General features: G+C 52.8%; 17 protein-coding genes. 5 read left to right on the top strand and 12 right to left on the bottom strand.

Features of this window, described 5'->3' with window-relative positions:
- Positions 1–37 precede the first annotated feature (37 nt).
- A complete protein-coding gene (gene chlP / locus DXY38_RS12110; RefSeq protein ID WP_115071846.1) occupies positions 38–1,426 on the top strand; it encodes a geranylgeranyl reductase in 1,389 nt (462 codons plus the stop codon).
- Between the two features lie 17 nt (positions 1,427–1,443).
- Here chlP and glyS read toward each other — a convergent pair whose 3' ends face one another.
- Positions 1,444–3,603 (bottom strand): glycine--tRNA ligase subunit beta, encoded by a 2,160-nt coding sequence (gene glyS, locus DXY38_RS12105; protein ID WP_115071845.1) that lies wholly within the window; start codon positions 3,601–3,603, stop codon positions 1,444–1,446.
- Positions 3,604–3,731: 128 nt separating this feature from the next.
- On the opposite strand from glyS, the gene DXY38_RS12100 reads away from it, so the two are divergent.
- A complete protein-coding gene (locus DXY38_RS12100) occupies positions 3,732–5,489 on the top strand; it encodes an NADPH-dependent assimilatory sulfite reductase hemoprotein subunit (RefSeq protein ID WP_115072051.1) in 1,758 nt (585 codons plus the stop codon).
- Here the strand turns inward: DXY38_RS12100 and DXY38_RS12095 are convergent.
- The 6 genes from DXY38_RS12095 to DXY38_RS12070 all read right to left on the bottom strand — a co-directional run bounded on the left by DXY38_RS12095 (position 5,473) and on the right by DXY38_RS12070 (position 12,042).
- Positions 5,473–6,216, bottom strand: a complete 744-nt coding sequence (locus DXY38_RS12095; RefSeq protein WP_115071844.1) for a M15 family metallopeptidase — start codon at positions 6,214–6,216, stop codon at positions 5,473–5,475. The genes DXY38_RS12100 and DXY38_RS12095 overlap by 17 nt on opposite strands.
- A gap of 97 nt (positions 6,217–6,313) precedes the next feature.
- On the bottom strand, positions 6,314–8,848 hold the full coding sequence (gene recG / locus DXY38_RS12090) for an ATP-dependent DNA helicase RecG (RefSeq protein WP_115071843.1): 2,535 nt from the start codon (positions 8,846–8,848) through the stop codon (positions 6,314–6,316).
- Positions 8,812–9,996 (bottom strand): hypothetical protein, encoded by a 1,185-nt coding sequence (locus DXY38_RS12085; RefSeq protein ID WP_115071842.1) that lies wholly within the window; start codon positions 9,994–9,996, stop codon positions 8,812–8,814. Before DXY38_RS12085 ends, recG begins: the two co-directional genes overlap by 37 nt.
- Positions 9,997–9,998: 2 nt before the next feature.
- Positions 9,999–10,655, bottom strand: coding sequence for a translation elongation factor Ts (gene tsf, locus DXY38_RS12080; RefSeq protein ID WP_115071841.1), 657 nt, complete (start codon positions 10,653–10,655; stop codon positions 9,999–10,001).
- Positions 10,656–10,741: 86 nt separating this feature from the next.
- Positions 10,742–11,458 (bottom strand): 30S ribosomal protein S2, encoded by a 717-nt coding sequence (rpsB, locus tag DXY38_RS12075; protein WP_006852470.1) that lies wholly within the window; start codon positions 11,456–11,458, stop codon positions 10,742–10,744.
- A gap of 134 nt (positions 11,459–11,592) precedes the next feature.
- Positions 11,593–12,042, bottom strand: a complete 450-nt coding sequence (locus tag DXY38_RS12070) for a DUF3531 family protein (protein ID WP_006852469.1) — start codon at positions 12,040–12,042, stop codon at positions 11,593–11,595.
- A gap of 107 nt (positions 12,043–12,149) precedes the next feature.
- Between DXY38_RS12070 and DXY38_RS12065 the strand changes: the two genes are divergently transcribed.
- On the top strand, positions 12,150–12,791 hold the full coding sequence (locus tag DXY38_RS12065; RefSeq protein ID WP_115071840.1) for an ABC transporter ATP-binding protein: 642 nt from the start codon (positions 12,150–12,152) through the stop codon (positions 12,789–12,791).
- A 12-nt stretch (positions 12,792–12,803) separates the two neighbouring features.
- Entirely contained in the window at positions 12,804–13,709 is a 906-nt protein-coding gene (hslO, locus tag DXY38_RS12060) for an Hsp33 family molecular chaperone HslO (protein ID WP_115071839.1), read from the top strand.
- Between the two features lie 35 nt (positions 13,710–13,744).
- On the opposite strand, the gene DXY38_RS12055 is transcribed toward hslO, so the two are convergent.
- From DXY38_RS12055 to DXY38_RS12035, 5 genes are all read right to left on the bottom strand, one after another.
- Complete coding sequence (locus tag DXY38_RS12055; protein WP_115071838.1) at positions 13,745–14,434, bottom strand: CPP1-like family protein; 690 nt, start codon at positions 14,432–14,434, stop codon at positions 13,745–13,747.
- A 64-nt stretch (positions 14,435–14,498) separates the two neighbouring features.
- On the bottom strand, positions 14,499–14,735 hold the full coding sequence (locus tag DXY38_RS12050; protein WP_006852465.1) for a hypothetical protein: 237 nt from the start codon (positions 14,733–14,735) through the stop codon (positions 14,499–14,501).
- A 60-nt stretch (positions 14,736–14,795) separates the two neighbouring features.
- Entirely contained in the window at positions 14,796–16,460 is a 1,665-nt protein-coding gene (locus DXY38_RS12045; RefSeq protein WP_371411014.1) for a peptide chain release factor 3, read from the bottom strand.
- Between the two features lie 49 nt (positions 16,461–16,509).
- Complete coding sequence (locus tag DXY38_RS12040; RefSeq protein ID WP_115071837.1) at positions 16,510–17,205, bottom strand: trans-aconitate 2-methyltransferase; 696 nt, start codon at positions 17,203–17,205, stop codon at positions 16,510–16,512.
- A gap of 5 nt (positions 17,206–17,210) precedes the next feature.
- On the bottom strand, positions 17,211–19,403 hold the full coding sequence (locus tag DXY38_RS12035) for a mechanosensitive ion channel family protein (protein WP_244279121.1): 2,193 nt from the start codon (positions 19,401–19,403) through the stop codon (positions 17,211–17,213).
- A 163-nt stretch (positions 19,404–19,566) separates the two neighbouring features.
- Here DXY38_RS12035 and nrdJ point away from each other — a divergent pair, with 163 nt between their 5' ends.
- Complete coding sequence (gene nrdJ / locus DXY38_RS12030; RefSeq protein WP_115071835.1) at positions 19,567–21,909, top strand: ribonucleoside-triphosphate reductase, adenosylcobalamin-dependent; 2,343 nt, start codon at positions 19,567–19,569, stop codon at positions 21,907–21,909.
- Positions 21,910–21,929 lie beyond the last annotated feature (20 nt).

Raw genomic sequence — 21,929 nt, 5'->3', positions numbered from 1 at the left:
TTAGTTTGAAATCAATGACCCGGCGGAGTTTGCTGAGATGCTGAGAGTTGCCGTTGTCGGTGGTGGACCGAGCGGATCCTGTGCCGCAGAAGTGCTTGCACGGGCCGGCATCAAGACCTGGTTGTTCGAGAGAAAACTCGATAACGCCAAGCCTTGCGGGGGAGCGATTCCGCTTTGCATGGTTGAGGAATTCGATCTTCCGGATTCGATCATCGACCGCAAAGTACGAAACATGAAGATGATTTCACCCTCCAATCGGGAGGTTGATATCAAATTGGATCCCCTCGGATACGACGACAATGCCTATATCGGCATGTGTCGACGCGAGGTGTTCGACTCCTTCCTTCGCAACCGAGCTGCCGACCTAGGCACCACCCTTATTAATGGGTTGGTGCAAAAGATCGACACTGGAGACAATCGCCAAGGTCCTTACACCCTCCATTACGCCGACTACAGCTCAGGCGGTCCTACCGGCGAAATGAAAAGCCTGGACGTGGATCTGATCATTGGCGCCGATGGAGCCAACTCCCGGGTCGCCAAAGCGATGGACGCTGGTGATTACAAGGTGGCGATCGCGTTTCAGGAACGCATCAAGCTGCCGGCAGAAGAGATGGCTTACTACGAGGATCTCGCCGAGATGTACGTAGGAACAGATGTCTCACCCGACTTCTATGCCTGGGTGTTCCCTAAGTACGACCACGTGGCCGTGGGGACAGGGACCATGCAACAAAATCAATCCCTGATTAAGGGGCTTCAAAAAGGCATTCGCGAACGGGCCCGAAAGCGTCTGTTCAAGGGCGAAGTGATCAAAGTTGAAGCGCACCCCATTCCCGAACATCCCCGCCCTCGCAGAGTGGTGGGCCGTATGGCCCTTGTGGGAGATGCCGCTGGTTACGTGACCAAGAGCTCAGGAGAAGGGATCTATTTCGCCGCAAAGAGCGGCCGCATGTGCGCGGAAGCGATTGTTGAAATCTCCAAAAACGGCACGCAAATGCCCACTGAAAAGGAGATCAAAAACACCTACCTCAAGCGATGGGATCGCAAATATGGAGCCACGTACATCGTGCTCGATATTCTTCAACGCATCTTCTATCGCACTGATGCAGCTCGAGAAGCATTCGTTGAAATGTGCGATGACCAAGACGTCCAGAAGCTGACCTTTGACAGCTATCTGTACAAAAAGGTCGTGATGATGAATCCCTGGCAACAGGTGAAACTCACCGCTCGCACCCTTGGCAGTCTTCTCCGCGGTCAAGCTTTAGCCCCCTCCACCTACGACTCCGTTCCTTCAGCCGTTGGCAGGTCCGATGGTGACTTCTTAGCCGACGAAGCTGCCCAAGCGATCAAGGCTCAGACCTCAGGTCATGCTCCCAAACAAGGAGAGGCGGGGATCGAGGAAGAGCGTTCCAAGGTCACTGCAAGCTGAGGCCCCGCTTCGAGACATCAGGACTGGATGCAATCAAATTGCGCCAGGACTGATGCCTGATTTTTCAAAATACCTAGAAGGTTGAGGCGATTACGGCGGACATCTGGATTGTCCGCCATCACCATCACGCTTTGTGGTCCATCAAAAAAGGCCTCAAGTGCCTTGGCGGCACCCTGCAAACCCTCCGCAAGCTCGATGTAATTGCGTGATTGTGCGAGAGGCGACAGGTCCTCCAGCGATTGCAGCAGGGAAGCTTCGCTCTCTGATTCGAACAAATCAGCTTTAACAACCCCCTTAGGACTGAGCTGATCGCTTCCGAGATCACCCTTCTCGGCGAGTTTGGCTGCACGTTGCACAACCGCTTGCACGGCCTGCAGGCGTTGATCGCCACGAAGCTGATGCAGCAGGACAAGACGTTCTCGAGCATCGACTGGATCACTGAGCAGACGCTCGTCGCCAACGGACTCCCCTGCCACCGCTTGAACCAAATCGGCAGGGAAACCATCCTCCTCAAACTGAGACACCATCCGCTGTCGTAATAACAGCGAAAGATCTGCCACTAAAGCCTCAGGTTGCACCGCAAAGGAGGGGAACCGTTCCGCCCAATAATTTGCTGCATCCGACAGCAGGCTCTGCAACGAGAGACGCCATCCCCTGTCCCAAAGAATCTGAACAATGCCATTCCCAGCCCGACGCAAGGCATAAGGATCCGATGAACCGCTGGGACGGTCGCCCTTGGCGTAGATGCTCAAGAGCAATTCCAAGCGCTCAGATAGGGCCAAAAGCGCTCCAGCATCGCTGGAGGGAAGGGCATCTCCAGCCCCGCGGGGCTGGTAGTGCTCAGCGACAGCAAGCGCAACCTGGCGATCTTCACCCTCTTCCAACAAGTATTTGCCGCCGATCAATCCCTGCAGCTCAGGGAACTCGCCCACCATCTGGCTCACCAAATCATGCTTGCAGAAATGAGCTGCTCTCTTGGCATGCGTGGCGATGTCTGCAGGAATGGAGAGCGATTCGATTAAACGCTCCGTCATCCAGGCGATCCGATCACATCGATCTCGCAAGCTGCCGAGCCCCTTGGCAAAGGTGACGCGATCCAGGCCATCGCGGCGCGTCTCACTCGGACTTTTCCGATCCACGTTCAGGAAAAATTCAGCATCAGCCAAGCGAGCACCCAACACCCGCTCATTCCCCCGAACGATGGTTGCATCTGCACGATCAAGGCCATTGCTCACGAGCAAAAACTTGGACAGCAGAACGTCCCGAGCCTGAAGAGCCAGGGGATCGTCATGAGCGTTCTCCCGTTTCAAAGGGACGTAGCGCTGATGGGATTGCATCACCGTGACAATCACTTCTGGTGGCAAATCGAGATAACAGTCGGCAATCTCCCCACTCAGCACCCTGGGGGCCTCAACAAGATCAACCAACTCCTCAAATAAACCTTCTGGACAATCAACAGAGGCAGAGCACGCACTTGCCTCCTGGTCCAACGCTGAGCGAATCAACTGCTCCCGTTGAGAGCGATCCACCATCACACCAGCCTTCGCTAGGGCATCGACGTAATCATCCGCACGGGCAATCTCCAAGGTGCTATCGCGGAGACGATGGGATCGACTCAACCGCCCGCTTTGAACCGGGGGTTGTGCCGCCGAGAGAGTGACCGGAATCAGCTCAGATCCGACCAGCGACACCAACCAACGCACGGGACGGCTGAAGCGCTGATCACCATCACCCCAGCGCATGAATCGCCTGCCTTGCAGACCATTGATCCAGGCGGGAATGCGCTCCGTCAGCAGGGTTGTGGTGGCATCACCGGGGGTGCAAACACGGGCAAACAAACAAGGACCCTTCGGGGTGTCACGCGCTTGAAGCTCAGCCGGGTCCACCCCACAACGTTTGGCAAAACCCAAAGCCGCAGGACCGGGTTGACCATCCACCAGGGCCTGTTTCACGGGGGGCCCCTTGCGTTCTTCCTCTAAATCGGGCTGACGATCAATCAACGCCTCCACCTGCACAGCAAGGCGTCTAGGCGTCCCAGAAACCCTGACTCGGCCATGACTTAATCGAAGGTCCTTCAAATCGGACACCACCATCTGCTGAAGCTGCTTCAGTGCAGAGTGCACAAACTCTGCTGGCAGTTCCTCGGTACCGATTTCAAGGAGGAATGTTGAGGACACGCCGATTGGGTATGTAGCAATTGACTGTATTGGAAGCCGCTTCGCTAGTTTCAAAAGACCTATCCCTTGAATCCGTGAACGAAGGTTTGACGACAACCTCAGGGACGCAAGAAGCAGGGCACGATCGGATGCTTGATGGCCCTTCAAAACCTACGGAATCGATTGACACTGCGCTGTCTAAGGCTGAAAAGAGAAAGCTCTACAGCGGACATCTTCGAGAACCGTTATTGACAGAGCTGGGCAATGACGAAATTCGCTTTAGTGAGGATGCGGTTCAGTTACTCAAGTTTCATGGGAGTTACCAACAAAACCATAGAGAATTAAGAAAAACCGATAAAATCAAATGCTGGCAGATGATGCTTCGCCTTAGGAATCCAGGCGGAAGAGTTCCAGCACAACTATTTTCGGCTCTCGACGATCTTTCCAATCAGTACGGAAACGGAACCCTACGCATCACAACACGCCAAGCTTTTCAAATGCATGGCATACCGAAAGCTGATCTTAAAACAGTTATAGGTACGATCATTGAAAACCTTGGATCAACATTAGCTGCCTGTGGTGATATCAATCGAAACGTGATGGCACCAGCTGCACCATTTGAAAACAATGGATATCCGGCTGCCAGAAAACTTGCCGACGAGATTGCTGATCTACTGAGCCCTAAAGCAGCAGAAGGCTCTTACTTAGACATGTGGGTTGATGGAGACCTTAGTTATCGATTTAAGCCTGCAAAGCCTGTTAAGCAAGCCCGCGAACGTCAGTTCGCCGAAGGGGTGTTTTCCGGAAGCAAAGATGAACCCATTTATGGCGACACCTATCTCCCCAGAAAATTTAAAGTCGCCGTAACCGTCCCTGGAGACAACTCTGTTGACCTCCTAACCCAAGACATTGGACTCGTTCTTTTCACCAACAAGAATGGAACCATGCGTGGATGCAACGTTTACGTTGGCGGAGGCCTTGGAAGAACACACAACCAAGACGACACATTCGCAAGAATTGCTGATCCCTTGGGCTATGTAGAAGCTGAAAACATCTTCGATCTCCTGCAATCCATCATGGCGCTGCAACGAGACCATGGGGATCGTGAGGTTAGAAAGCATGCACGCATGAAATATCTTTTGCACAAGCGTGGGATTGAGTGGTTTCGTGAAACCTTAATCAAGGATTATTTCAAAAGAGATATTAAGAAATTGATCAACGAAGCACCTGCAAAGTTGATGGATTACTTGGGGTGGCACCGACAAAAACCCGGGTTGTGGTTTGTAGGCCTCCCCTTCATGTGTGGTCGCCTTGAAGGAGACATCAAGGCAGGGATTCGCTCGATTGTTGAAAGATATCAACTTGAAATCCGACTAACTCCTAATCAAGATCTACTCCTTTGCAATATTGGATCCAGTCAAAAATCATCCATCAAAGCCGAATTGGCTGAATTGGGGTTTGAACTCCCAGCAGAAGTTGCTCCCCTGGTCCGCCATGCCCTCGCCTGTCCAGCCCTACCGACCTGCGGACTGGCCGTGACGGAATCAGAACGCATTCTGCCCGATGTTCTTGAAAGACTTGACTCCCAGCTCAACAATTTAGAGATCAAAAAATCCATTCTTGTCCGCATGACCGGATGTCCTAATGGTTGCGCTCGTCCTTACATGGCCGAGCTTGGCCTTGTTGGCAGCGGCGTTAATCAGTATCAGCTCTGGCTTGGTGGCAGCGCCAATTTGCAGCGACTGGCGCGTCCGTTTCTACAGAAGATGCCCCTGGAAGACCTTGAAGCAACCATCGAACCCTTACTTCTCAGTTGGAAAGATGCTGGCGGGCGGCGTGGCTTTGGCGAACACATCACCAAACTTGGTGACGCCACTGTTCAAGAGATGCTCAAGGTTCCAGGCTGAACAAGTCTGGATCCCTTCCGTAGATGGCACGATCCGCTTGAACGCTCCAAGCCCAAAGCTGATCTCCAAAACTGAAGTGCCACCACTCATTGGGGTGACGAACAAATCCAGCTTGCGACATCACCCGATGCAGCAAACACCGTCGGTTATGGAATAAAGCTGCGCTCCCATCAGGATGTTCAGCTGCGGCATCGGCATGGTGAAGCGGCAGAGATTCAGGTCCGATCGCGTCGATGTCTCCCCCCATATCCAAGGGGGTGCCCTTTGCATCAATCAGAGTGAGATCCACAGCAGCACCGGTGCTGTGAGGTGGCGGTATTAAGAAATCAGTGCTCGGTGGAGCCCAAAAACGTGCCACCTCGGAGCGAACGCTCTCCAGGCGCTCCAGCTGCTCAGAATCATCCGGATTGATGCCTTGGCGAGCACACTCCTGCTCAACAGCGTGGTTCACCATGAAGGCTTGGACGGACACGGGACGCCAAGCATCGAAAATCCCAAGCCGAAGGTGTGGGAGTCCTGCACCCAGCGTTAATCCCAAAAGATGAACCTGAGCAGCCAGCAAACGGCTCCTCACCCCTTGGCGAAGACAAAAGGGGTCTGCTCCCTTGCCATAGGGCGCCCCTAACGACACGTAGGGGTGCGGTTCCATGCAGGTCACAACAGACCGCAGCGGTCGCAAGGATTCACCGCAATCGTCAATCGAAACGGCATGCCATGGACGCTGCATGGTGAGAAGTCACAGAAATCGCTGTGAGCAGATTGCCAGTTTCTTGGCGAGAACGCAGCGACACGCAGCGACGCTGAGATCTCGATCCCGTTGATGGCTAGTTGAGTTGCACAGCTGCAGCAGCGCGCTTGCGTTGTTGTTCCAACAACACACGAAGTTGATCGTGAGCCTTCAGTTCGGGATCCTCCTTCAAGATGCTCGCTGCCTCATCGCGAGCTTCCTCCAAAACAGAGCCATCGTCGGCGAGGCTGGCGAGCGCCAAATCGGGCAAACCCGATTGACGGGTGCCCAACACCTGACCAGGACCTCGAAAGCGAAGATCCATCTCCGCAATCTCAAATCCATCATTGGAACGCACCAACACCTCAAGGCGCTGTCTGGCCAGAGGGTTGCGGCTGTCGTTCACGAGTAAGCAGTAAGAAGCGGCCGCTCCACGACCCACCCGTCCCCGCAACTGGTGCAACTGAGCCAAACCAAACCGATCGGCATGATCAATCACCATCACACTGGCTTCAGGAACATCCACCCCCACTTCCACCACGGTGGTTGATACCAAGATCTGAGTTGCGCCGCCGGCAAAATCAGCAATCACGGCCTGCTTCTCAGCGCTGGCTAAACGGCCGTGGAGCAGGCCAACGCTGAACTCTGGAAACACCTCCTCCGAGAGTTGACGATGCACATCAACCGCTGAACGCAGATCAACTTTTTCTGATTCCTCCACCAGAGGGAGCACCACATAAATCCGCTGCCCCTGAAGCACCTGTTCCCGGATGAGCTCATAGGCCTCCTCACGCTCAGAGCTCTTCACAACCTTGGTGCGAATCGGCGTTCGCCCCGGAGGGAGTTCATCGATTTGACTCACGTCGAGATCACCATGGAGCGACAGGGCCAACGTTCGCGGGATCGGTGTGGCGGTCATCGTGAGCAGATGGGGCTGCAGTCCCTTGTCGAGAAGACGGTTGCGTTGACGCACGCCAAAGCGATGTTGCTCATCCACCACCACCAGTCCCAGCCGTTCGAACTCGACTGGATCTTCCAAGAGAGCATGGGTGCCCACAAGAATGCGCAACGTACCGCCGGCGAGATCGCTCAAAATTTGGCGTCGGCTGCGACGCGGGGTTGAGCCAGTGAGCAGCTCCACGCTGACGTGGAGTGGAGGCAACCAGCTACACAGACTGCGGTAATGCTGCGCCGCCAAAACCTCTGTTGGCGCCATCAAGGCGCCTTGCCAGCCAGCTTCCACGGCCCGGAGCAACGCCGCAATCGCTACAACGGTTTTTCCGCTTCCCACATCCCCCTGCACGAGCCGGGCCATCGGTTCGGGTCGCTCCAGATCCTGTTCGATGTCCGCGAACACCCGCTTCTGAGCACCCGTGAGTTCAAACGGGAGCAGGGATAGAAATCGACCCACCAATCCTTCACGCTCCAAGCCCCCATGAAGCACGGGCGCCGAACGCTGACGCAGGGCAGCTCTGCGTTGCATCAAGCTGAGCTGCAGAAGCAGAAATTCGTCAAACACCAAGCGATGACGCGCTTGCTGTAATTGCTCGCTATTTTCTGGCCGATGGATGGCCACCAGCGCTTGATCGCGAGCCAACAAACCACGTGCTTCGCGGCGCGGCGCAGGCAGGGGTTCAGGCCAAAGATGAACGGCGGGTAAAACCGCTTCCACCAAGCTTCGAAAACGATCAGCCGTGAGACCTTCGGTGAGGGGATACACAGGCAACAAGCGGCCAATTTGACGAGAACGCAACGGTGCGTTGGCGCTTTCCATCACCTCAATCAAGGGGTCCTGAAAGCTGACGCCATAGGGCCCACTTTTGACCAAACCGCTCACAGCCACCGTGGCACCCACTGGGTACTGACGGGTTTGACCATGCAGGTAGGAGGGATTGCTAAATCGTTTCCCCGCCAAAAAGCGTGTCACCTTGATCCGACCGGTGGGGTCTTGAAGCTGCAACTCAATAATCGAGAGATTCGGATTGCGAGGACTGGTAAATCCATGGGATCGACGCACCGTGGCCACGATCGTTGCGGTTTCTCCAGCCTCCAAGGCCTCAATTCTGCGCAAGGCGGAGTAATCGACATAATCTCTCGGGTAGTGCTGGATCAGATCACGAACGACCAGCAGACCGAGGCTGGCTAAACGCTCAGCCAACTTGGGACCGATGCCATGCACCCTGGCAAGCGGTGACTCCAAATCGAGACTGAAAGCAGTGGAGGTGGCCCGCTCGGAGGACTGGGACGACGACGCCACCTTGATCCGCGGGGGGGCCATCGGTGCCGATGGTTCAAGGCGCGCACGCAAACCGTGGAGCCACTGCCGCGTGCCAGTGACGAGGCGGCGGCGGCCGGCATCCCCTAATTCGGGATAGGCAGCAAAGTCAGTTGATAAAGCCTGCAGACGGACCAAGCTGTCATGGGGCAAAGGCACCGGAGGGGGCGTTGCCAATTGGCGGCTCAGAAAGGCATGAAACCGTTCATGACGCCCTTGTAGATCGAGAAATCCCCTATCCGCTTCTAAGGAGAGGGACTGCTGCAGCGGGCGTAGCCAGGCAAGAAAACACTCCAAGCCCTGACGATCCAGCGCCGGGGTCAGTCCTGACCTGTCGTCGGCGGATTGGGCCACCACTGACTCTGAACCTCCTGACTGGTAAGACGGCTCTGCCAATGCCGCTGCTGCCGCACCATTGTGAGCAAATTGCTGCGATGTTGGCGCAATCGGTATCGGCTGTGCCTCAGAGAACCGTTGTCGTATTCGAGATCTGCTGGCCTGAGCAAAATGCTGAGGATTTCCAACGGCTGGTCCTGCGAAGGAATGGGCAAAGGAAGCTTGAGCCGTAAAAGATTTGAGGGCGAAGGAAGCGCCTGCAACTGTCCAGCGATGGCGGCATCCAGGAGCGTGGTTGGAAGCAGGCTGCTCACCAAACCTGCACTCAGCAACTCAACATTGAGGGCATGGGACAAATTGCGAATCCTGCGGTTTAACGCGGCCTCCTGTCCTTCCAGCCAATTGACCAAATCCACAGGCATCGAGGGGAGCCATTCCTTCTCCAGCTGATCTGCTGGGAGAACGGAGTCACCCAGCCCAGACGCATCGGATTCAAAACTCATTGGCTCACCAGCCGAATCGCCCTGCTGCATCGCCTCACCAGCCATCAAAAACAGGGAGCGCAACAGATCAAAGTCCGCTGACGTGCCATCAGTAGCTGACTCTGAATCAATCGGATCCTGAACCGATGGAGGCTGCTCATCCACGGGCTCCATGGATGGGTCATCAACCTCAATCTCCACATCAGGCTCCATGCGAGGAAGCAATCCCTCGAGCAGATCAGGATGCTCAATGGGAGGACTCAGGCTTAACTCAATCCCACCACGATTGATGTCTCTCGGTTCAGTTTGAGCATCAGCCTGAAGGGACTGGCTCACCTCGCGTTGGGCCTGCTGCCGATACTCTGAAACTTCTTTCTGAAGGCGCCTGGAAAGATCCATCAGCTGCTCAACAGTCAGCAGGCTGGAGCAGCGCTGGACAAGTCCATCAAAGGTTTGCTGCAGTTCCGCCTGTTTCTCTACGGACATCCGCGACAGTCGTTCACCCCGTTCGCACAAGAGATGGCCGACGGCATTACGCACGCTTGGCAACAAGAGCTCGCGCAAAAGTTGTAGGTAAAGCGCTTGCTCTCGATACAACACTGGAGCAAGACGTCGGCTTTGTTGTTGAAGCCGACGCAGCTGCTCCTTGGGGTCGTAACCGCTCGTGGAGTGAGACTCAGCCGTCAAAATCAGCTGTTCGTCATCGATGCCACTTCCGTAGCAAAGTCGACCTGCTCGATTTCAATGCCTTCACCAAGGGTGTAACGGGTAAAGCGGCGAACCTTCACGTTTTCACCAATCTTTCCAGCCACCTCCTTGACCAAATCGGCTACGGACATTGAGCTGTCACGAATAAAGGGTTGATCCAGCAAGGACAACTCCTTCAAGCGCTTGCCAATGCGTCCTTCGACGATCTTGACCTTCATCTGTTCAGGCTTGCCATCCAGGTCGTCGCGCCCCATCTCGATCGATTTCTCACGATCGATGATGTCTTGAGGAATGTCGTCTGTGCTGACGTATTCCACGTTGGGGCAGGCTGCAACTTGCATCGACACGTCGCGGAGCAATCCCTGGAAGAGATCGCCACGGGCAACGAAATCAGTCTCACAGTTGAGCTCTAACAACACACCCACACGAGCACCGGTGTGGATGTAACTGCCAATCGCACCTTCTGCAGCTGCACGACTGGATTTCTTTTCAGCACTTGCGATGCCTTTTTGACGAAGCCATTCGATGGCTTTCGTCGTGTCACCACTGGTTTCTGCCAGGGCTTTTTTGCAATCCATCATTCCTGCGCCAGTTTTGTCGCGCAGTTCTTTAACCAGCTTGGCTGAAACGGCCGCCATGAGGTGAATTAAGTGGGGGGTCTATGAGAATGCCGCTACGGCGATGAGCGCGCAGCGGCTAAAACGAAGCGTCTAAGAGCTGATGATCAGCCCTGGCCATCATCACCACGGCCATCTTGGCCGCCGTGACGTCCTTCGTTGATCGCATCAGCCAAACGGCTCAAAACCAACTGAATCGAACGAACAGCGTCGTCGTTGCAAGGAATGGGCACCTCACACAAGTCAGGGTCGCAATTGGTATCCAGCATCGAAACCAAAGAGATGTCGAGCTTGCGAGCTTCGAGCACAGCGTTGGTTTCACGGCGCTGATCCACAAGCACCACGACGTCGGGGATCCGACGCATGTTCTTCAGACCACCCAAGTACTTCTGGAGACGCTCGAGTTCACGGCGCAGAACCGCACCTTCTTTCTTGGGGCGCATCGCGATGGCACCACTGGATTCCATCCTTTCAAGATCTTTGAGACGATCAATCCGGGCCTTCATCGTGGTCCAGTTGGTGAGCATTCCGCCCAACCAACGCTGGTTGACGTAAGACGATCCGCAGCGAAGGGCCTCTTGAGCCACCACTTCAGACGCTTGCTTCTTGGTACCAACAAAAAGGAAACGCTTGCCGCTACGCGCAGCTGAACGCACCCATTTGTAGGCGTTATTCATGCAGACAGCTGTCTGCACCAAATCAATAATGTGAACTCCGTTGCGCGCGCAATAGATGTAGCGCGACATTTTGGGGTTCCAACGACGGGTCTGGTGGCCAAAGTGGGCACCAGCTTCCATCATCTCGGCGAGAGTGACAACAGCCATGTTTGTTGAGGGTTTCGGGTTCGCCTCCACCTGTCAGGTATGGCGCGTGATGAGCCAAAGCTCAGAGCACAACGTCCAGCACCCGAAACGGACAGGTGTGCGGGGTGAATAGGACGCCTTAATTTAACAAAGAGTCAGTTCATGTTTGGGAACACGCTGTCGGGGTGATCCTCAACAGGCCAATCCTCATTGACGCCACCGATCAGCAATTCATCGAGCTTCACAACATCAGAGTTGAGTTGCTTTAAGGCATTGATTAAAACGTCCAGAGCAATTCCATCACTGGTCCCCAAGTCCAACCAGCAACGCGCCCACTCCTCGTGGTATTCGAGCTGACCCATGTTGTGCATCAAGGCCGGCATCGCCGTGGAGGCATCGTCGTTGTCGTAACGCATGAAACTGAGATCCTCAGCTTCTTCATGCACCTGAAGGTTTTCGGCATTGAAACCTCCCAGACGACCGATCACATACCAACTGTCAAAGATGCCATCCACATAATTTCGCTCCCCTTGACTGGGTGCCTCACTGAAGCGAAGCCACACCCAGCAATTAAACGGATCAACCTCTCGGAAACGAACGTGCATGGCCTATGGGAGACCTCCGCATCATCGCTGTCTCAAAAGAGATCGGCCACGATCATGATCAATCATGCTGATTACAGCACTGCTACCAACGGAAGCCTCTGAATCACATGCTGGAGCTGAACGACATTCGATTCCGGCCGGCGACGTCAGAACGCGTGGTCCTGAGCGACATCAACCTCAAGGCGTCCCCAGGCGAGCCAGTGCTGATCTCGGGCAATAGCGGCAGTGGTAAAACAAGCCTGCTCGAAGTGATCAGTGGCTTAGCGGCAGCGCAGAAAGGCTCAATCCGCTGGAATCAAGAAGAGCTCTCGCGGCGGCAAAGGCGCTGGCTATGCGGTGTGGTTTTTCAGTTTCCTGAACGTCATTTTCTGGGATTGAACGTGTCTCAGGAGTTAAAGCTTGGCCATAAACGGCTTACGAGTGAGGAGCGAAGCCATGTGCTGAGACGAGTGGGACTCGGTGATGTGGATCTGCGACAGGCCCCCGAACGTTTAAGCGGAGGGCAACAACGACGCCTTGCCTTAGCCGTGCAGCTGTTGCGCCGCCCACAAGTGCTGCTGTTGGATGAACCAACCGCTGGTCTTGATTGGTCCGTTCGCTCCGAAGTGCTCGAATTGCTTCAAGATCTCGCCCACGATCGCTTGCTCATCGTGGTCACCCATGAACCGGATCTGTTTGAAGGATGGATCGGTCACCATTGGAGCCTGAGGGAGGGGCGTCTCCACGCTCTGTCACCATTGCCGGTGTGATGAACAAACGCCATGGGTGACTGCCTTGTCCGGGCCACGGCAGCTGGCGGAGGCATCAGGCTTGTGGCGGTGACCACCACAGAAGCCACACGCGAAGCGAGGCGGAGGCATCGCCTGTCCTATTTGACAACGGTGATGCTCGGTCGTGCCATGGGTGCTGGGCTGTTGTTAGCCAGCTCGATGAAGGTGCGTCACGGCCGTGTGAACCTGCGCATTGGCTCCGATGGACCCATCGGTGGGCTGTTTGTCGATGCCGGAAGAGATGGTCGCGTGCGCGGATATGTAGGACACCCCGAACTGGAATTAGACCCCATTGAAAATGAAGCTGGTCACTACAGCTTTGATTTCAATGCGGCTGCGGGAACGGGCTACCTTCACGTTGTAAGGGATGAAGGGAAAGGAGAACCATTCAGCAGCACTGTTGAGTTGGTTCGTGGAGGAATTGGAGAAGATGTTGCATCATATTTGCTGCACTCAGAGCAAACACCTTCTGCAGTATTTGTGGGCGAAACCATCAACAAAGAAGGGCTGGAATGTAGTGGTGCACTTTTAGTGCAGGTGTTACCCAAAGCAGCGAGAGAACCAGCGTTGGTGGCTTTACTCGAGGAACGTTGCCGCGAAATCAACAACTTCAGCGAACATCTACGTAGCAGCAAGGATCACCTAGAAAATCTCCTCAAAGATGTTTTCCCAGATTTAGATCCTCAGCCAATTCCCGCCGGGGAACCGATGCAACCGATTCAATTTTATTGCCCTTGCAGCCGAGAAAGAAGCCTCAATGCATTGAGACTGTTCGGCAAAGAAGAGCTAAGCACCATGCTTAAAGAAGACAATGGAGCTGAACTCACATGCCATTTTTGCAGTGAGATTTACAAACTCGACGAAAAGGAATTATCAACACTCGTCGAGAGCCTGTAAGTGACTTACTCAGCAATAAGCTCAAAGCAACAAGCTCAAAGCAACAACAACGCTCCAGCGAGCAGAACCAAATAGGCAGGGACTGCTTGGAGGAGAATCGGATTAAAGGGCAATCCTGCTTGCGTCGCAAACAAGGCTCCGACCACGGCTCCCAGCACCAGACCCAAGGCCACGAAAGCCAAGCTCCACCCCAAAGCACAAAGTGGACGGCGACCACGCTTGACCTGAGAAATGAACAAGCCAATCGTGGAGAGGGCAAGCACTAAGTCGACAGCGGTGGGAGCGGCAAGAAGCAGCAACAGACCAATTCCGCCAGCGATGAGTCTCACCACCAACCCTTGCCCATCGACCAAGCGCAAACTCGGAAGAAAAGTGGCTGAGTTCAGCTTTGGATTCGGGAGGGAGAGATTCCGAATTCTGGTTAACAGCGCGGAGCTGTTGACAGGTGACGTTGGGGCAGTCGTTGTGCTTTGACTCTCAAGCCGAGACGCCGTGACAGCAGCGGAGCTAATCGTTCCCGACTGTCGTTGACGCAAGCGCCCCATCAGAACGGCGTCGTAGGCGGTTTCGATCCGTGCCCGAGCCATTGGGTCATCACCAGCGGCTTTCAGAGAGGTTTCGCGGGCCTGTTGAACCTCCTCAAACCCTGCATCAGCAGAAATTCCGAGCCTTTCGTAAGGATCCTGGGACTCTGAGCTCGAGCCGAGATCAACCCCTGATGCCATTAATCCACTTCAGTCTCTATTGAGCGTATCGAGCGGAGCGCGTAATCGGGAGAGCTGAGTTGAATCAAAACAGTGGCTGGCCGTGCTTGAACCCCTGAACTTTTTCAAGTTGGCTCCTGCAATGGGGGACCTCAGCGCTATCCAGCCATTTTCTGCGTTTGATTAATGGCATCTGGGGGGGGAGGTGATAGCCCTCAACCACCTCAACACGGTCCTGCCCAGGACGAAAACACACATAGTCGGTGCCGCCATCAGAGCATGGGCGTAGAAGCCAAACGTGGCTCAACACAAACAGATCCATTGGATCAGTCTGGCGAGTGTGAAGCAATGTTGTGAGTGGCCTTGGAGCAGCGACGGCCGATTAAAGGCTGATTGGCTCCACACCACTCACAACAGGCGCGACCGTGCTGAGATCCAACTCGGGATGCTCCTCAACAAGTTGATTCAAATTCCATTCGTTTTTGAACAACAAGACGGGGCGATTCCAGGCATCGCGCACGGTTTTGCAATTAAAGATGCGTCCCACGTCATCCAACGATGACCAGCCACCAGTGACCCAACGTGCCACCTGAAACCCAAGGGGTTCGAGGCGGGTATCGACGCCATACTCATTTTCCAGGCGGTGCTGAACGACTTCCAACTGCAACTGACCCACGGCGGCAAGAATTGGATCACGCTTGCTTTCGTCGGTGTCATAGAGAATTTGAACGGCACCCTCCTCTCGGAGTTCATTAACGCCTTTGCGGAAGTTTTTGAAAGCAGATGGATTTGGATTGCGCAACCAACTAAAGATTTCCGGACTAAAACAGGGAATTCCTTCATATTCAACCTTTGCCCCCGTATAAAGTGTATCTCCAATAGAGAACATACCGGGATTATTTAAACCAATTACATCACCTGGATAAGCATCTTCAACAACAGCCCTATCTTGACCAAATAACTTCTGAGGACGCGAAAGACGAATGGTGCGTCCTGTACGGGCGTGGCGCACGGACATATCTTTTTCAAAACGCCCACTACAAACACGAACGAAAGCGACACGGTCACGGTGACGTGGATCCATATTTGCCTGCAGCTTGAACACAAATCCGCTGAATTCTGGTCGCAAAGGATCAACAGGGCCGTCTGTACCTACACGTGCAACTGGCTTTTGGGCCATATCCATAAATGCATCCAGGAATGGACGCACGCCAAAATTAGTCATGGCTGATCCAAAAAAGACCGGAGTGAGTTCACCGGCATGGACCAATTCAAGATCAAGTTCTGCACCAGCGGCTTCAAGAAGATCAAGATCTTCCACAGCCTGAGCGAGCAACTCTGGCTCTACCAAGTCAGTTAATTGTGGATCATCCAAATCCAACAACTTTTCCTCAGACTGACGACCACGCTCAGCGCGACTAAATAGAACAACCTGACGCGTACGGCGATCAATCACACCACGAAACAGTTCACCGCTGCCAATCGGCCAATTCACAGCCCAAGGAGTCAGGCCTAATTCAGCCTCAATTTCGTCGAGCAGAGCTAAGGGCTCTCTTCCAGGACGGTCCATCTTGTTGATGAACGTAAAAATCGGGATCTCCCGCATCCGGCAAACCTCAAACAGCTTGCGCGTTTGAGGCTCAAGACCCTTTGCAGCATCTTCAAGCATCACCGCGTTATCGGCGGCAGCAAGGGTTCGGTAGGTATCTTCAGAGAAATCCTGGTGACCAGGAGTATCAAGCAAATTAATGGTGCTTCCGGAATAGTCGAATTGCAGAACGGTCGACGTAATCGAAATACCGCGCTGTTTTTCCAGCTCCATCCAATCAGAGGTGACCTTGCGTTGCTCACCACGAGCCTTCACAGCGCCAGCCTGCTGAATCGCACCTCCATACAGCAAGAGCTTCTCGGTGAGCGTGGTTTTTCCAGCATCTGGGTGGGAAATAATCGCAAAATTGCGACGTCTCGCCACAGCTTCAGCAAGCCCATCCTCACCACGCAATGCATCCAACGACTCGCTGCTTTCAGCTCCCAAATGCGTGCTCATGATCTCGCTGTTGACACCACCAGCCTGACAGTCAACGGTCGAGACAGCATCAAGGACACCACTGACCGCATACCTCGAGGTAACGATCACCAATCGCCTCCACCCTGAATTGACTCAGTCCAGCCAGATCGAGCTGTTCACGAACCTCTTCTGGAGTGAAAGCGGCGAACAATGATGCTCGAAAATCGCGCTGCAAAACGGAAGGAGCCTCCCTGGCGTACCGATCACAAAGAGCATCAACCTCCTGCTCATGGGAGGGACGACGAAGATCGCGGTGCAACATAAAAGCGTTGGGAGCGGCAAGCTCCTTCACGCAATCCCATAGCTTTTGGGGATGATGGAGATGATGCAAAAGACTATTACTCACAATCACAGAAGCACCCTTTAATTGATTCATTTTATCGACAGAATAATGGCTTAAATCAACAAGCTTATAGTTCAAATTCTGAAAAGCAGGTCTTAAACTAGTCAGTCGCTGTGTAGCAATATTGATCATGGAAGGAGCACCATCCAGACCAATCACGTTCGACAGGGGCCAACGAGCAGCAAGCCGCTCAGATATATTTCCCGGACCGCAACCCAAGTCAAGGATCAAGCTTCCTGGAGAAAGAGTAGTCGAAGATTCATCAATCAGTTCGTATAAACGCTCAATCACAGAATGGTCGCCGGAACTAAAATCTGCTTCGGCATAGGCGATCACCTGATCAGGCGCATTCATCAACTCTGGTTCAGGACAACGTTGCATCTGACTTAAGGACGTGGAGACTCCACAAAGAGAGTCTGAGTGGGGAAAGGAATTTCAATATTGTTTTCAGCAAGAACTTTAATGAAGCGTTGATGCAACCTGTGAATGCTTTCTTCAAAATCATCCTGCAAGCGATGAGTAGACGATATCTCCAACTCGTGATCATAACTACAGGCGGAAATTTTCAGCAGACGACAATTAACACAATGGAGATAAGGATCGATATTGACAGCGGATCTCAGTAGCTCTGGAACACGCAACAACTGCTCTGAGGTTGTGGAGTAAGAAACCCCAATCGTAATTTCATACAAATCAATCCTCTCAAGCAATTCCTCGAGCTGCACCAGCAGGGTCTCCCTCATCTGCAGATAGGCAGGCCAGCCGTGTAGTTCAACCAAGACAAAAACGATCAATGTCTTGGAATCTCCAGAATCATTATCCAAACTCACGAGAGACGACTCTGCTTTTAAACCATGAAGGCGCTCAGGGTCATCGATCAATAGACGTGATTGACGAAGCAACTCTTCCAACTGGAAGGGTGAAAAATCTGCAGGCAGTTGCAAACGCAATTCCATGCCCTGCCGAGGATGGGGTGAGGGGAAACGATCTCTCCTTGAAAAATTAACAATCGTGGCTTCGTCAGCAACCGAATTTGGAATCTTGACAAGACTTTCAAGCGTTTGCAGCTCTAAAGAACGAAGACCAATTTTCGTCACAAAACCAAGATTCTCACCAATTTGACAAAATTCACCAACGCGAAGAGGGCGGTCCGTTTGAATGGATAAACCGGCAAATAAATTGCCCAGCAATTTAGAAGCACCGAGACCAATAGCGAGTCCAGGAACGGCTGAAAAAGCAAGCACCGTGCTCGCTGGCAAACCCAGCAGCAAAAGCAATCGATAGATGAGCACAACCGCCACAAGCAGTCCTACAGCCCTACTCAGAGGCATCACCAGGTTGCTAATCCGCTGCAATTGAAGGGTGGACTGCCCCCCGCGCAAACGCGTCAGAAGCTCAGCACCACTTCGGCCAATCGCCTCTAACAGATAAAAAACAAAGATACTTGCAGAAGAGTAAAAAATAATATAGAAAAGATAAGTCGCAAATACTAAAGGGAATCCAGTGAAATTAATGACATCATCAATAAATTTATCGGTCAAGCTAGTTAGCAAGACAACTGGAAGAACGATCAGAACTCTTCTCCAAGCAATATTATCCTGAAGCCAATAAGACACTGGAATCCGAAGAGACCCGGAGTCCCTATACGTTGTGATCAGTTGACCAACAAACCAGAGACTTGCAAGAATATACAAAGCAAAGACAACAATGGCACAGCCAATCTGAAAGAGAGTTTGCCCCTCAATAGGTATCTCGATCACACGTCTGACCCCGACAGGAAGCATCAAATACCATTTGGGAGGAACCAAGTAGCCAGGGGTAAAAATAAAATCCTTATAAAAATGAGGGGTTGCGTAGGGTTGATCGATAGGCGCTTGATTTTCAATTTCTTCGTACATTTCATGAATGGACGCAACCGTATTGCTTGAGAAGTAAAAATTCTCATTACTAGTGTCATTATCAATCGCAGTCGTGAGTTCAATGGCCGTTCCTGGGATCCTCCAAGATGACATTGAATCAGCACCTCCATCAGCCGAGGTTTTAAGATCCTCAATATTGGGAATAACGATATTCTGATTACTGTGAGAAAACACATAATCAAGTACATGTTTCAACTGAATAGCAGCCTCATCAGCCATATCGCTACGAACACTCTCCGGAAAACGGGAGGAATCAAGCGATTTCACCGCCAGATTAAATAATAAATCTGTATCTTCAATTTGTTCTCGTCGCTTCTGGGACGAAAACAATCCTTTGCTCAGGGTTGCTTGTTGACCAAGTGAATCAGCACGATGGCCAACCTTTGCCATCACGGCATAAAAATTCAGCAATGTAACTCTTGGACTCTCCCCTACCACTTGCCCCAGAACAATGTCAGTCCAAGACGATGAAATTTCTTCTAAGGAAGGATAAAAAGGTTGGTCTTGAACTGGGATCGCGCTCGAGGGAGCTGAAACGGAATAGACGGATCGTGCTTCCGCTGATCGAAGTCCGATTGTTGGGAGTACGGACAACACAACAGCAACCACGAAAGCCAGTGCACGCCATCTCCATGAATCACTGCGGCGGCGCTTAACCATGCCTCTTGGACGCTGAATACAGACTTCCATCGTGCCAGCAAGGCAGATCTCAGGTGAACCATCAGGCCTCCATCCCAGAAAAACACTGTTGATGGTGCCTACAAACACATACACACCCCATTGGTGGCGTTAGAATTGGCCTAGGACAAGATGACAACCGCTAGTGACTCTCACACCAAGCCGCACAGAAAAGTCAGATACACAAACCAGCGGGCTCGCGCCCATCAATGGTGAATTCCCAGCAAGCGCGCCTGCCGCTAACCCGGTTTTTTATCGCACCTACAGCCGTCGCCTAACCAAAGGAAGAGAAAGCTGGAGCGAAGTCGGGGAAAGAAATCGATCGGGGCTCCTAAAGCTTGGTTCCCTCAATGCAGAAGAAATGGCTCTCTTGGCCAGGATGCAGGCTGAGAAAAAAGCCCTTCCCTCAGGACGGTGGCAATGGATTGGTGGTACTCCATGGATCGAAAAGCCTGAAAATTTCTCCGGGGCCTACAACTGCACCTCCACAAATCTTGTCGATTGGGAGGCTTTCGGGCTGATGATGGATTTGGCGATGATGGGGTGTGGAACAGGCGCCATCATTGAGCCTCACTTCATTGATCGACTTCCAGTCGTAACCAACCCAATTGAAGTTCTGAGCGTTTCCGATATTGGAATCACGGCTGCAGAACAACGCCAAGAAGCAACCACTTACAGCATCAGTGATCACAGCGTCTCGATCAAGGTGGGGGACACCAGACGTGGCTGGGTCGACAGCTATCAATTGCTCTTAGAACTGAGCAGCGATCCTCGATTCGAAGGCAGAAAAGTAGAAGTCGAGATCGATCTTTCTGATGTTCGACCCGTCGGTGAAACCCTCAAGGGCTTCGGAGGCATGGCGAACCCAGTGAAATTGAAAGATCTCTACGGTCGCGTCGCAAAATTGCTTGGCAAAGCAATCGGTCGAAAGCTCACATCGATTGAATGCTGTCTGCTGATTGACGAAGCAGCCGTCACGATTGTTGCCGGCAACATCCGACGCAGCGCAGGGATGCGCCAATTCGCTTCCGATGACACCTCAGCAGCAGGAGCCAAGGAGAATTTGTGGCAACAGGATTCAGAAGGGAATTGGAGAATTGATCCTGAGCGCGATGCGCTACGAATGGCGAACCATACCCGCGTTTATCACACCCGCCCAAGCAGAGATGTTCTGCTCGAAGCGGTGACGCGTCAATTCCACAGCGGAGAAGGTGCCATTCAGTTTGCACCTGAAGCTCTGGCTCGCTCCAACGCTGATTTGCTCACCACCCAAGAACTTAAAAGCGAATTTATCGAGATTTACTGCGACCAAGGTCGTGAAGAAGCTGGTCGCTGGCTTCAACAAAATCATGGTCCGATCTCAGAAGACGAACTTGAGCATCGACTGAGCCGCTATGGATTAAACCCTTGCGGTGAAATCCTCGGTGCAGATTTTCATTGCAACCTTGCAGAAGTTCATTTAAACCAAATCGACCCCAAGGATGAAGCGTCACAACGCGATGCTTTCCGCGCCGCAGCCCTTTCTGTTGCCTGCCTACTCAATCACAAATTTGAAGTAGAGCGTTACCGCCAGAGTCGTGCCTGGGACCCAATCGTAGGTGTGAGTTTTACTGGCTTGTTTGACTTTTTCGTGCATGCATTCGGCACACCTTGGTTGCAATGGTGGGAAGCTGGCCGACCTGAAACAGAAGAAGGATTGGAATACAAGAGGCAAGAGGCTGATTACTTAAAGCGCTGGAAATCAATTGTGAATGAAACCGTATGGGATTATTGCGATCGTCATGAACTGAGGAGGCCAAACCGCTGCACCACAGTTCAACCCGCTGGAACAAAAAGTCTGCTTACAGGTGCTGCACCTGGTTGGCATCCTCCCAAAGCTCAGCGCTTTATCCGCAGGATTACATTCCGGAAAAACGATCCTGTAGCGATGGCCTGCATGGACTACGGCTACACAGTGGTTCCTTCTCAGTCTGATAAAGATGATCAAGGTCGTCTTTTGAACGACCCATTCGATACACGCTGCACGGAATGGTTAGTAGAAATTCCAACCGAGGTGAGTTGGGCCAATCTGCCTGGAGCAGACACTGTGGACATCAATGCGTTTTCAGCATTGGCACAGTTTGATTTTTACATGCAAGTCCAATCGCACTTCACCGCCCACAACACATCGGCAACAATCGAATTTCGTGAGCATGAGATTGAGCCCTTAACCGATGCTCTACATCAGACCATCCAAGAGGGTGGCGGTTACATTTCTGCGGCACTACTCGCTCGATTCGACGCAAACGCAACCTTCCCTCGTTTGCCATTCGAACCAATCGATGCACAAACCTACGAGCAAATGCAGAAAGAAGTGCTTCAACGTAGGGTCAACAGTGACTTTTTCGACGCATTGCAAAGGTATGACAGCGGAGAGCTCACTGAAGCAGGTCCAGCTGGATGCGATTCAGATAAATGCCTCTTACCTCTAGCCAAACCCAATAACTAAAGAATACCCAAAAGTCTCAG

The organism is Synechococcus sp. UW179B (assembly GCF_900474245.1).
Lineage (GTDB): Bacteria > Cyanobacteriota > Cyanobacteriia > PCC-6307 > Cyanobiaceae > Synechococcus_C.
The sequence above is the reverse complement of the archived record's forward strand: the minus strand, read 5'-3'. Positions and strand labels throughout refer to the sequence as shown.

Coding starts and splice junctions, on each gene's coding strand:
- chlP (WP_115071846.1), top strand. CDS start 38: ATGCTGAGAGTTGCCGTTGTCGGTGGTGGACCGAGCGGATCCTGTGCC.
- DXY38_RS12100 (WP_115072051.1), top strand. CDS start 3,732: ATGCTTGATGGCCCTTCAAAACCTACGGAATCGATTGACACTGCGCTG.
- DXY38_RS12095 (WP_115071844.1), bottom strand. CDS start 6,216: ATGCAGCGTCCATGGCATGCCGTTTCGATTGACGATTGCGGTGAATCC.
- tsf (WP_115071841.1), bottom strand. CDS start 10,655: ATGGCGGCCGTTTCAGCCAAGCTGGTTAAAGAACTGCGCGACAAAACT.
- rpsB (WP_006852470.1), bottom strand. CDS start 11,458: ATGGCTGTTGTCACTCTCGCCGAGATGATGGAAGCTGGTGCCCACTTT.
- DXY38_RS12070 (WP_006852469.1), bottom strand. CDS start 12,042: ATGCACGTTCGTTTCCGAGAGGTTGATCCGTTTAATTGCTGGGTGTGG.
- DXY38_RS12065 (WP_115071840.1), top strand. CDS start 12,150: ATGCTGGAGCTGAACGACATTCGATTCCGGCCGGCGACGTCAGAACGC.
- hslO (WP_115071839.1), top strand. CDS start 12,804: ATGGGTGACTGCCTTGTCCGGGCCACGGCAGCTGGCGGAGGCATCAGG.
- DXY38_RS12055 (WP_115071838.1), bottom strand. CDS start 14,434: ATGGCATCAGGGGTTGATCTCGGCTCGAGCTCAGAGTCCCAGGATCCT.
- DXY38_RS12050 (WP_006852465.1), bottom strand. CDS start 14,735: ATGGATCTGTTTGTGTTGAGCCACGTTTGGCTTCTACGCCCATGCTCT.
- DXY38_RS12045 (WP_371411014.1), bottom strand. CDS start 16,460: ATGAGCACGCATTTGGGAGCTGAAAGCAGCGAGTCGTTGGATGCATTG.
- DXY38_RS12040 (WP_115071837.1), bottom strand. CDS start 17,205: ATGCAACGTTGTCCTGAACCAGAGTTGATGAATGCGCCTGATCAGGTG.
- DXY38_RS12035 (WP_244279121.1), bottom strand. CDS start 19,403: ATGGTTAAGCGCCGCCGCAGTGATTCATGGAGATGGCGTGCACTGGCT.